Source organism: Segatella copri, assembly GCF_949820605.1.
Classification (GTDB): domain Bacteria; phylum Bacteroidota; class Bacteroidia; order Bacteroidales; family Bacteroidaceae; genus Prevotella.
The window spans coordinates 1,700,589-1,712,495 of sequence record NZ_CATKVU010000006.1; the positions used below are offsets into that span (position 1 = coordinate 1,700,589).

An 11,907-nucleotide genomic window follows, 5' to 3' on the forward strand; every position below is an offset into this window, starting at 1 on the left:
TGCGCCCTCATAAAACTATCATAAATGGCATTAGACAAGCAAGCGTTTTACAACCAGTATGCCCAGGTAGCCATCGAGCAACAGAAGAGATATGGCATTCCAGCTTCCATCACCTTGGCACAGATGGGTTTGGAAAGCGGCTTTGGCACATCTACCCCTGCAAGAAGGAGCAACAACTTCTTCGGTGTAAAGGTTGGCAGCAGTTGGACTGGAGCCTACGACTATTACAGCGATGACCGTCCAAACGAGAAGTTCCGCAGATACAACAATGTGATGGAAAGCATCGAAGACCACTCCAAGGTCTTGATGAAATTCCGCTACAGCCACTGCCAGAACTATTCGCCCACCGATTATGTTTCTTGGGCAAACGGCATCAAGGCTGGCGGCTACGCCACAGATCCAGACTATGCTTCCAAGCTCATATCCGAGATTAACAAGTATGGGCTAGGAAAATATGACCAGATAGGCATTCAGCAAGCCCAAAGCCAAGGATTGGTAACAGGATATGCTAGAGGTCAGTCGTCAACGACCTCTGTTATAACCCTAACACCCTTGCAAGGCAATTGGGGTTTGCCTATTGATTTATCTGTCGTAAAACTCAGTTCTGAGTTTGGAGTACAGAGACCAGGGCATAAGCATGGAGGGCTGGACCTCTCCACGCAAGGGAAAAACTATCCTGTATATGCAACCGAAGACAATGGAAAGGTTGTTACCGTTGGCAAACAAGACAAGGGAGCAGGAAACTATGTAGTAATCGAGTATGACAGGCAAGATGGAACAAAAATCCAGACCACCTATATGCATCTCAATCAAATTGGCGTAAAACCAGGCGACATAGTAAATGCAAGGCATCAAATAGGAGTCTCAGGCAACACAGGCCGCTCTTCAGGGCCACACTTACATTTTGAGACAAAATACCTCAATGCCAATGGAAATTGGGAGAAGTTTGACCCTAAGCTATACCTTGCAGAAATGGAGGTTAGAAGTAATCAAGCGACAGCTTTGGATAAGAATGGAAACGATGCGTTAGCCGCTTACCGCAGCCAGATGCAGTTTGCAGGAGGCGAAGCCCCATCCTATCAGCAACAAGCGTCAGACCCGACACAAGCACTTCTGGCATCCATCACCAACAGTAACGACCCCACAAAATGGCTGTCATTGCTAATGAGCAACAACGGAGAAGACCTTTCTGGAAGAGACCCAATCTCTTCACTTATAGGAAGTCTGTTCTCTGCCGCCCTTACAGTAGCCATGCAGTTGAGAAGCAGCGAGGAGATAGAAGCTGAGGACGAAGCACAAAGTCAGCTTAAACAGCAATCGCCAGACGAGGGAAACAGCAATCTGGTAAAGATGACTCGTCAGGATGTAGAAAAGGCACAGGCAACGGCATCCATGCAGTTTGATGCGGAATCACCAGAACAACAGCAGCAACAAGGCCAACGCCTTGCATAAATAAAGAAATAATTATATACTTATATAAACATATAAAACAATAAAATATGATTAAGTGTAACGTAACAGCATGTGGAACCATCAGCAGTTCCGCAGAAGAGAAGCAGAGTAAGGATGGAGAGAAATTCATCTCCTTCAGCATGATAGTTCCTTTGCTGGGCAAGGATGGAACAGCAAAAGAAGTGTGGGTAACAGTATCAGCCCCAGGCAACAAAGATACCGTAGCCCCCTACTCTGCAGGTAGAAAGGTAACGGTAAGCGGAGTAATGTATATCAGAAAGCATGACGGTAACATTTATCTGAACCTTCGCACCGACTCCAACATCGAAGTAAACGAGTCCACCACCAATGACCGTTTGGAGGGAAGCATGGAGTTCCGAGGCAAGGTAAGCAAGAAAGGCATCAAGGAGCTGAAAGACAAGAAAGGCAAGGACTTTCAGTCGTTCGCAGCGTTCTCCTCTGACAAAGAAGGAGAGAACAGAGAGTTTACATGGGTAAGTTTTGTAAACTTCTCCCCTATCCGTGAGGATTACCTTGCTGCAGAGAAGTACGTGGAAGTTCATGGAGATTTGCAACTAGGCATCTTCAAAGGTGAGCTTCAGATAGAATGCAAGGTAAAGAGCATCGCAGCTTGGGACTTGAACAAAACTGCAGATGGAAATGGAACAGCGCAGTCATAGACTTCTCCACTTTATTTATATATTTGGAGTTTTGGCAGTAGGAGCCATTGGCATCCTACACATGATATTCCCAAAGAAATGACAATAACACAAACAGGAATAGTGGCATCATAAAAGATGGTTCTACCTCCTGTTTGTTTAAGACAAAACAAGCAATAATGGCAAAAGAAGAAAAGCAAAACATCATCAGCAATTTTCTGAGCGGATGGCAGAAGCTATTCGGTGGAGCAAAAGAACATACCACCCCAAAAGTGAAGCCTTTCCCAAAGAACCATTTCTACAGCCCAGAAGAGCTAGAGTATCTTTCACAAAACAAAGAGGGTTCCCTTATTGACCAATGGGCTGTTTCCATTGGCAAATGGGCATTTGAACAAGGAAAGGATAAATCATCCCCTACAAAGTTTGCCGCCGTCAAATGGCAAAATGGCTTGATGGCTACATGGATAGACGGAAAGCTCACACCTGACACAAAAGACAGACAGATTGGAAGATTATTACTTCTGAAGGAGCGAGGATATGAACTTCCAGAACGATACGAGAACATGGCGCAAGACTACGAGGCACAAAGCCTTGTAGGCAAATACTTTGTGTCCAATAATGACAAAAGCATCATTAAGATTGACTCCTATGACAGAGGAAAACTGATCTTTGATGCCCCAAGTCTTGTTCTGAAGAAATGGGAAGATGGTAGTCTTTCCTCAAACGAAGAAAAAGTTGCCTACGCTGATTTTCATAAGTCGCTGAATGAAAAATATACCATCATGGAAGAAGAGCGACAAAAGGAATTTCAAGAGAAACTTGCCAACTTCGAAGACGGCAAGGAGCTTTACAAAGGAATGCACAATCTTTTGCGCCAAACCTATCCCCCAACAATAGGTGGCAGTATTCCTATGGAATTACGCACAGCCCACCCTGTAGGTTTCTTCGATGGAAAAGTTATTCCAGTTTCATGGTCACTCACCAGTGAAAAGGATATTAAAGTTAGCGTTTACACCAACCACAGCAACGCTTTAAGTAGCATTACCATCAACGAGGACAACGCATACAAAGCAAAGAGTTTGCTCAACAGCATTGCACATGCAATAAATAACGAGAAGGTTAATGGTTTAACTCGTTCGCTAGTGAATGTTCTGGGCAACAAACTTGGTGAAGACAAAATCTTTGCCAAGGAGAACAACACACCTTTGCTTGAAGCTAGAGAGGGAACAGTCAATGCCGTTACTGCTACCAACGACGGCAGAGTTATAGCTTTCAATCTCAACACCCACAAGGAAATTCCGTTGCATGGAAAAGAAAGCGTTGAATTAATGCAAGCCTTGCTTTTCGAGGGTTTGGATGAGCAATCTCGCCTTCGAAAGGAGTTGAGCATCCCCAAGATGAAGGACTATGTGGAATCTATGGAGGACGAAGAGGACATTCTGTCCGGAAACAAGGAGCTTCTTCCACATGGTTCCAAAGTAGATAGCCTTTACGGTACATATTATAGTGCCGAGGAGGAATATTCAAGCTACGCCCAAGGAACCTTGCCACTAGCTGCAGAAGACAAAGCTGAACTCATAGCAGACCTTCAATCATCATTCATGAACTTCAAGCAAGAACTACAAAATATGGTTGAAGCTTACAAAGACCATGATGGTGTCATCGACACAAATAAAGTGAGCAAGCTAGAAAAACTTGACAGAATTCTGAATATCGAGGCAAGAGGTCAGACTCCTGTCAAACCTGTACCTGTAGCCGCAAAAAGAGAGTCACCAAAGGAATCACTACAGGATGTAGAAGCCGCTTCCAAACAGAATGACCTCAAAGAGGTAAAGAACATAAATGCCGAAGAAGTTGACCAAAAAGCCATTAAGTCCTTCTTTGGCAATGTAAACTATGCACCTAAGAAAGTGAAGGAAGAGAGTTCTAGACAGGTTGCGCCACACAGATTGACGGAAAAAGAAAAAGACGATGCAATCTCACGAATCGACAAGCGAATCGCAGAACTGCACCGTCTAGGAAAGGAGCAATCTCTCAAATCCAATATTGGAAACTCAGCCGACTCCCACCGTCGTGGGTACCTCCCATCAGGAACGTCTCCTGATGGCGCACAGAGCGTTGCCCCTTCTGATGGCAAAGATAATAAAAAATTTCCATCTAAGTATCTATTTCTTGGGAATTTAGCCCATTTTATAACATCTTTTAATACAAATATAGGCATTAACGCCAGCAATTTTACAAAAGAGTTATATAAAGGCATAGGGTTACACCCTCACGGTAAAGATGTTCAAGTTTCTGAATATATTAATTTTTCCAACGACAAAGGAGAAAAAACAACAGTCCGTCTTTCTGATCATCGAGCTAACGCACTCAGCATCATCAAAAAAGGAGGAAGAGCGGCCGAAGGATATTCTATCGTTATAAAAGTAGAAGATTCTCCCGAAACAAAGTTCAAGGCAAACAAACATTCCCAAGTAAAGGAATACGTTTATGACAATCCAGACCGCCAACGCCTTCTGAACATTGGCAAAGGAATCTTCGACCTCTTGGACAGAGGAGAATACACCGACTTGGCCAATGCCAACGAGATAAACATATCCCCTAGAGGAAGGCAGCATAAAGAACTACGCACTCCTGACGGCAAGCTACTGGGCTTCACCTATCAAGGAAAGATTTACCTTTATCCTGAGGCAAAGGGCTTTGAGCCACCAGTACATGAGTACACCCACTTGTGGGCGGAAGCACTGCAAGACAGGAACTGGAAAGAATGGAAGAATGTCGTAGGCATGATGAAAAAGTCGAACCTCTGGAACGAAGTAAGAGACCTCCACACCGAGCTTATTGCCACCGATGACATTGCCGAGGAAGTCCTTGCCACCTATTCTGGAAGAAGAGGCGCAGAGCGTTTGGAGTCAAAGCTTAAGGAAATTGTTGCTAGCAACAAGAGTATGGACGAGAAGACCGCAGAGACCCAGGCCGTCACTCAAATGAACAATGCCGTTTCAAAGTTCTGGAATGTCATGTCTGACTTTTTGCACATTCATTATACATCCGCAGAAGAAGTAGCAGATAGAGTCTTGTATGAATACACCAAAGGTCTCTACCCTCTCAATTATGAAGAAGTCGCTCAACAAAAGGGCAAGACCAAGCCATATTATGTTTCCGTAGAGGAAAAAGACAATGGTCGATGGCATCGTCCTGAAGTAGAGCAAAGAGCGGCCTATCAGCGTTATGGAGAGATGATGGCTGATAAGCTATCCCTTCAACTCACCTATGGCGATATGCCATGGATAAAGAGCGACAAGCAGATTCCATGCGACCTGAGCAAGAAGGCATACCATGGAATGGATTCTTTCATGCTGGCCTTGGACGCAGAAAAGAACGCCTATACCTTACCTATTTATATAAGCAAGGAAGATATCCAGGCAAACAACTTGCTGGTGAAGTCAGATGCCACCTCCTTCCCTATCATAGAAGAAGTAGGTGTAACAGAGTTATATAACATCGAGCAAACCAACTTTCCAATCTTGCACCCGAAGGATTACGAGGAGTTAAAAGTAGATAGCATCGCATCCAATCGTTACAAGCAAAGTAACGAACTGGGCCAACTACTCCGCAAAGGAGCATGGCAGACCGCTATTGCCTTCGATGGCAAGCCTAGCCTTGCCTCCTACAGTGCGAAGAACGACACCATCCATGTGGCACCTGTTCAACACTATGAGAAAGAGCAAGATTTCTATCGAGACTTAGGAATGGGACTGACAAGAAGCACCAGAAAGGCAGAGGCAAGAAAGACCAGCTTCGAGTCACTATCCAGAGAAGAATTGGTTTCCTTGGTTGGCAGTGTCATCCTTGGTCAAAAGAACCACTTTGATGTAACAACGCCACAGCAAACATCCATGTGGAAAGAGCGTCTAAGAAAAGACCCTAGCTACACCAAGCAAGTATTATCTTCTGCAGATGTTGCGTCGCAGATTATCATGCAACGTATCGACATTCTCAAAAAAGGAGGAAACCAAGACATTGACCTCCGTTCTTCCACACCAGTAGAAGTAGATATTGACGGTAACGGCATTGTTGAAAGCCAAGAAAACCTTGTCCCAGACCAAAAGCAAAGCTCCAACGAAAGCCAGGAGCAAAGTGACGAAGTTTCTAGGCAAGAGAAGAGACATATGCACAGATAAAGAAATCCCTCGCTACTTTCACAAGCGGCGAGGGACTGACATTTAACTTTATATTTATGAAAAACTCTATTTACTGTTATCGTAAAACCTATTCCATGCAAGCCTGATTGGCCGCATCAAAAATCAATTCTTTGATATTTGCCAAAGTTGGATTTATCAAAGAAAAGTGTCCATCTCCCATTGCACCCTTGACAAAATCAATGGTGTCCCACCATTCGATGACCTTGTCTTCTAGTAGATGCGTTTGAACGGCACAGTCCGTTTTGCTCGCAGTTGGATTATTGTATCTCCAAAGCGTAACAATAGCAGCCTCTTCGCACCCTGCAAGGAGAATGTTCACCTTTTCATTTTCATCTACCCACTTTCGGTAGATGTCAACATAAGAAGGCACATCCACTTCCTCTTGTTGATTATCATTCCCTTCATCCTCCTCATTTCCATAGCTGACATTTTCTTCCTCCAGGAATTTTGTTGCAGAAGTGTTGTTATCAGGAAGGTTGTTGTCGGCAATGAAGGAAAAGTAAGCATCCAACATTCCTTGGGAATGATGCTTCACGTAATCCAATTCCGTTATATCTCTCGACAGGAACATACCATTCAGGCGTTCCTCGTCCACAAAACCTACAATTTCCATATAATCTAGCCTTAATTACATATGTATTCCACGACTTTGTTTAGCCTTTTCTATAGCAGCATCCTGTGCCACACACATCTCCTCGGAATATTCATCCTCCGGGACATAAGAAAGCATGCCTTTGTTATCCTTTGTCCAACAGCCATAGATGCCAAAGTTATACTTGTCTAGCATCACGTTGCCATCTTTTTCCTCCTGCCACTTTTGAGCATCACCGTTGACACTACGGATTCCAGTTTCCTCGTTCAAGTCGATGCCGGCAGAAAACATCTTGCCTTCCTCTCCCTTGGTAACAACCTTTCCTTCTTCAAGTTCCATAACCTCACTTTCAGAAAGCCCCACCTTGTTAGCCAATGTAGATAAGTTCTGGTCAATGATGTCTGCCTTTACAGAAATGGTAGCATTTGTAGCCCCATCGAGCTGCACATAGTTCCAGGAATTGTTCGACGGTAGCAACACCTTCAAAACTTGTCCGTTTTGCAAAGCGGTTTTCTGTTCCTCCGTAAAATACTCAAGATTGTTCTTTGCGATGAGAGGCAAGAACACTGGATGAAGCCCATCCTCTGTTTGCTGTAAGCGGATTCGAGCAAAATCCTTGTGGACAACTCCATCAAAATCAGCTCTCTCAATAGGGAGCAAGGGAGTTCTTTGCCCAGAAAGGAACTTATTCATAATACTTTCAGGAAAGTCGTCTATCATTTCCTGTGAGAGTCCGAAGTTAGCCAACTCCTCGTATGGGATTTCGCTTTCAGAAAATTTCAATTCGTTCATAATCTTATTCTTGTTTAAAGTTTTCGGCAAAAGTACACATTTTCTTATCAAGGCTTTCCACAAATACGATATACCTTTTTATTTAACATAGATTTTATCCCTATCCAAATCAAAGCTCTTGCTACAAATAGCCTTCAACCTTAATAATCTATACCTGAAAACACCGAGGGGTTAAAGGGGGCGAGCAGCCTCATTTATAATAATTTACACAAAAGTCTTTAGAAAAAGAATATGTTAAATAAAAAGCTATTTTATATTTACGCCCATAAATTCTTCCATTCATATTACTTTTGCAAGCTAAAGAAGTATTATTATATAAAGAATAAGGCATGATTAGATTTCTTTCATTTTTACTATTTCTCCTATGTTGCCATTCCCCGATGGGGATGGCGCAAGGAAAGAAAGACATGAAGGACTACTGGATAGACAAATACCTAAGTGTGAGTTTTCCTTTGGAAAGCATAAGGATAAACTCCACCTTTGGCAGTAGGGTTGATCCTTTCACAGGGAAGCACAAGCAACACAAGGGACTTGACCTTAGGGCAAGATACGAGGAAGTACTATCCATGTTCGATGGCTACGTGAAAGGCGTAGGCTACGACAGAGGTTCGGGAAAATACATCACCATGCAGTATGGTGATTACACGGTAAGCTATTGCCACTTAGCTGAAATTTGGGTGAGCGCCAACCAGAAGGTCTATGCAGGAGACCCAATAGGCATCAGCGGAACTACAGGACGCTCCACTGGGCCACATCTGCATATCACCTGTAGGCTTCGGGGCAGTTTGGAAGACCCATACGACTTGCTTCTTTACATAAAAGAGACGAGAGAGAAAGCCATCAAGGCATTGAAGATAGACGAAGACAAAGTGCTTACGCCCGATGATTTCATCAAGCATTATGCCCAAGCGGCCATGCGCCAACAAAGAAAATACGGCATACCAGCCTCTGTTATACTGGCACAGATGGCGTTTGAAAGCAGATGGGGAAACAGCAGCCTGGCACAAATAGGCTATAATTTCTTTGGAATAAAGGCCAATAGCAACTGGCTCAGAAGAGGCCTACCCTACAGCATTCATGATGATGACCGCAAAAACGAGAAATTCTGCAATTTCTCCTCGGCAGAGGAAAGCATCGAGTATCATTCCAGGTTGTTGATGAGTGACAGATACGCTCGCTGTTGGCGATACAAGCCAACCGACTATCACAACTGGCTTGTCGCAATCAAGGCAGGAGGCTATGCGACTAGAAAAGACTATGTGAAGAAATGCGAGAGCATCATTCTTCAACATAAGCTTTATCTATACGATATAGAAGCTGAGAAAATGTAACATAAGACAAAACTATAATAATAAATAAAATGAAGAAATTAAAGATTTTGCTGGCAGCCTTATTGGTAATAGGCAGCACAGCCAAGGCACAGGTAGTTTATGGAGAGAATGAGAAGGAATATATCAAGGCATCCTCTTTCTCCAATGGCAGAACTGAAAAGAAAGACAGCAAGCCATTCCTTTCCGGACAAGAGAAATATAAGTTATCCAGCATAGGTAGCAATTGGTTTGGCAGCATCAAGGCTGGTATGTCCACCTTCTCTGGAGCACCAGTAGGATGCACAGACTTCTTTGGCCATACACGTCCTACCATGGTATTCAGTTTGGGTAAATGGCATTCACGTTTCTTTGGAACACGCCTGGTGTACCAAGGGTTCAAGTTCACAAATGCAATCGATGAAGCCATGAAGTTCCAAAATTACCATGGAGACTTGATGCTCAACGTATCGAGTTTCTACAGAACCACCTACGATCCACTTCCAAGATGGGACTTGGTTCCATATATTGGAGCTGGTGTAATTCACAACTCAGAGCTACACCATATTCCGTTTGCCCTCTCATACGGCCTACTCTGCAGTTACAGGGCAACCAATCGCTTGCACGTTACCGCCGAGTTGGGAGGAACCAGTACCTACCAAAAGTTTGATGGTTTAGGAAAAAACAAGCATTTCGGTGACAACCTTTTCCAAGCAACCGTTGGACTCACCATCGGTATCGGCAAACAAGGATATGAACGTAAGCCTGTTTTGGAGGTCTTAGACACAGACAACCAAGGCGTAACAGACTTGACCAACTATCCCAAGAACAGTTTTGATGGACTTCGAAAGCTAAGAGACAGAATGGCAAGTGAAGAGCAAGCCGTCGAGAACAGTGGCATTCAACTGGACGCACCTATTCTATTCTTCTTCAAGATAAACTCCACCAACCTTGTTGACAAGCAACAACTGGTAAACATAGGAGAAATAGCAGGAGCTGTGAAGGAGAACAATCTAAGTGTCAAGATTATAGGAGCTGCAGACAGCAAGACTGGCACACCGAAGCACAACAGAGCACTCAGCGTGAAGCGTGCAAAGTATATTGCCAAGCTACTTATGAAGGCAGGAGTAGATAAAAGCAAGATGCAAGGCATCAGCAGAGGCGGCATCAACCTTTACAAGCCATACACCGCCAATCGACACACCTGTGTTATTGTGTACAAAGAAGAAACAAAATAACATACATCATTCCTTTTCCATAAGCAATTATGGAAGAGGAAAATTTCCTATATAACCTTAATTCCGCAACACTATATTTAACATTATTTATAAGTGCCTGTGCAACAAAAAGTTACCCAGGATTTTGCCATGTCAGAATTTTCACTTACCTTAGTGTTGCGAAAAGAAGACAAGCAAAACTCTAATATGACATGGCAAAGATACAAATAAAATCTGAGAAACTCACTCCTTTTGGGGGAATTTTTTCGATTATGGAGCAATTTGATGCTCTTTTAGCTCAAACCATAGATTCCACCTTGGGATTGAGATGCACTATGTTTGGTTATCAATATAGCGAGATTCTACGCTCTCTGATGTGCGTATATCTTTGTGGTGGCTCATGTATTGAGGATGTTACAACTCACCTGATGAAACATTTGTCTCTTCATCCAACTCTTCGCACTTGCAGCGCAGACACCATATTACGTGCTATCGAAGAACTGACTTTTAAGAGCATCACCTATAAGTCTGCTTCTGGCAAATCCTATGATTTCAATACTGCAGACAAGATGAACTGCTTACTGGTCAATGCCCTGCTTGCTACTGGTCAATTGAAATCCGGTCAAGAGTATGATTTTGACTTTGACCATCAGTTCATTGAAACAGAGAAGTATGATGCAAAACCAACCTACAAGAAGTTCTTGGGCTATAGTCCAGGCGTAGCTGTCATTAACGACATGATTGTTGGTATTGAAAATAGAGACGGCAACACAAACGTACGCTTCAACCAAAAAGAAACTTTGGAAAGAATCTTCAAGCGATTGGAGGCTTCGGAAATATATATTTCTCGTGCCCGCATGGATTGCGGCTCATGTTCGGAGGAAATCGTAGATATGGTAGAGGCTCATTGCAGGCATTTTTATATTCGTGCCAACAGATGCTCTTCTTTCTACGATTCCATGTTTGCCTTAACTGGATGGAAAACTGTTGAAATCAACGGTATTGAGTTTGAGTTGAATTCTATCCTTGTTGAGAAATGGAAAGGAAAACCGTATCGTCTTGTCATACAGAGACAAAGGCGAATAGATGGAGACCTTGACATTTGGGAAGGCGAATATACCTACAGATGTATACTGACTAACGATTACAAGTCGAGTGCAAGAGACATCGTGGAATTCTACAATCTTCGTGGTGGCAAGGAACGCATCTTCGATGACATGAACAATGGCTTTGGCTGGAATCGATTGCCAAAATCGTTCATGGCACAGAATACTGTATTCCTGCTTATGACAGCTCTCATCAGAAACTTCTACAAAGCTATTATGCAGAGATTGAAAACCCATGAATTTGGATTGCGTGCCACCAGCAGAATCAAGACCTTTGTTTTCAAGTTCATCTCTGTTCCTGCGAAATGGATTAAGACATCACGTAGGCATGTATTGAACATTTACTCAGACAACAATGCTTATGCCAACCTGTTCAAGACAGACTTTGGTTAAAGACCATGCTTTTCTGGTTAAACCAGCGTATTACCTCAAGTCGCTTTATGGGGTAAGGGGATTTTGTGTCTGCGACATTTCTGTTGTGCAAGAAATATGTACAATAAAATGAATTTTGTCGCTTTGCAAGCAAAATCCCACTAAACCCTATAGGTTGCGGATTTGAGGTATAAATATAATAAGG

The 11,907-nt window shown here is 43.2% G+C and carries 8 protein-coding genes; 6 read left to right on the forward strand and 2 right to left on the reverse strand.

Annotated elements, in window-relative coordinates; genetic code table 11:
• The first annotated feature begins 24 nt into the window (after window positions 1-24).
• The 3 genes from RCO84_RS08350 to RCO84_RS08360 all read left to right on the forward strand — a co-directional run bounded on the left by RCO84_RS08350 (window position 25) and on the right by RCO84_RS08360 (window position 6,295).
• The gene (locus RCO84_RS08350) at window positions 25-1,452 is read left to right on the forward strand and encodes a glucosaminidase domain-containing protein (protein ID WP_317584712.1); all 1,428 of its coding nucleotides are present in this window, start codon (window positions 25-27) and stop codon (window positions 1,450-1,452) included.
• 47 nt (window positions 1,453-1,499) lie between these two features.
• Complete coding sequence (locus RCO84_RS08355) at window positions 1,500-2,132, forward strand: hypothetical protein (protein WP_317584714.1); 633 nt, start codon at window positions 1,500-1,502, stop codon at window positions 2,130-2,132.
• Window positions 2,133-2,290: 158 nt separating this feature from the next.
• Entirely contained in the window at window positions 2,291-6,295 is a 4,005-nt protein-coding gene (locus tag RCO84_RS08360) for an ArdC-like ssDNA-binding domain-containing protein (RefSeq protein ID WP_317584715.1), read from the forward strand.
• An 88-nt stretch (window positions 6,296-6,383) separates the two neighbouring features.
• On the opposite strand, the gene RCO84_RS08365 is transcribed toward RCO84_RS08360, so the two are convergent.
• Both RCO84_RS08365 and RCO84_RS08370 read right to left on the reverse strand, forming a co-directional pair.
• On the reverse strand, window positions 6,384-6,929 hold the full coding sequence (locus RCO84_RS08365; RefSeq protein WP_119229282.1) for a hypothetical protein: 546 nt from the start codon (window positions 6,927-6,929) through the stop codon (window positions 6,384-6,386).
• A 15-nt stretch (window positions 6,930-6,944) separates the two neighbouring features.
• Window positions 6,945-7,700 carry a DUF4099 domain-containing protein gene (locus RCO84_RS08370; protein ID WP_317584716.1) on the reverse strand — a complete coding sequence of 252 codons (756 nt, stop codon included), beginning with the start codon at window positions 7,698-7,700 and terminating at the stop codon, window positions 6,945-6,947.
• 386 nt (window positions 7,701-8,086) lie between these two features.
• Here RCO84_RS08370 and RCO84_RS08375 point away from each other — a divergent pair, with 386 nt between their 5' ends.
• From RCO84_RS08375 to RCO84_RS08385, 3 genes are all read left to right on the forward strand, one after another.
• On the forward strand, window positions 8,087-9,031 hold the full coding sequence (locus tag RCO84_RS08375) for a glucosaminidase domain-containing protein (protein WP_317584717.1): 945 nt from the start codon (window positions 8,087-8,089) through the stop codon (window positions 9,029-9,031).
• Window positions 9,032-9,060: 29 nt separating this feature from the next.
• Window positions 9,061-10,245, forward strand: a complete 1,185-nt coding sequence (locus RCO84_RS08380) for an OmpA family protein (protein WP_117586817.1) — start codon at window positions 9,061-9,063, stop codon at window positions 10,243-10,245.
• 191 nt (window positions 10,246-10,436) lie between these two features.
• Window positions 10,437-11,723 (forward strand): IS1380 family transposase, encoded by a 1,287-nt coding sequence (locus RCO84_RS08385; RefSeq protein ID WP_200756500.1) that lies wholly within the window; start codon window positions 10,437-10,439, stop codon window positions 11,721-11,723.
• Window positions 11,724-11,907: the final 184 nt, after the last annotated feature.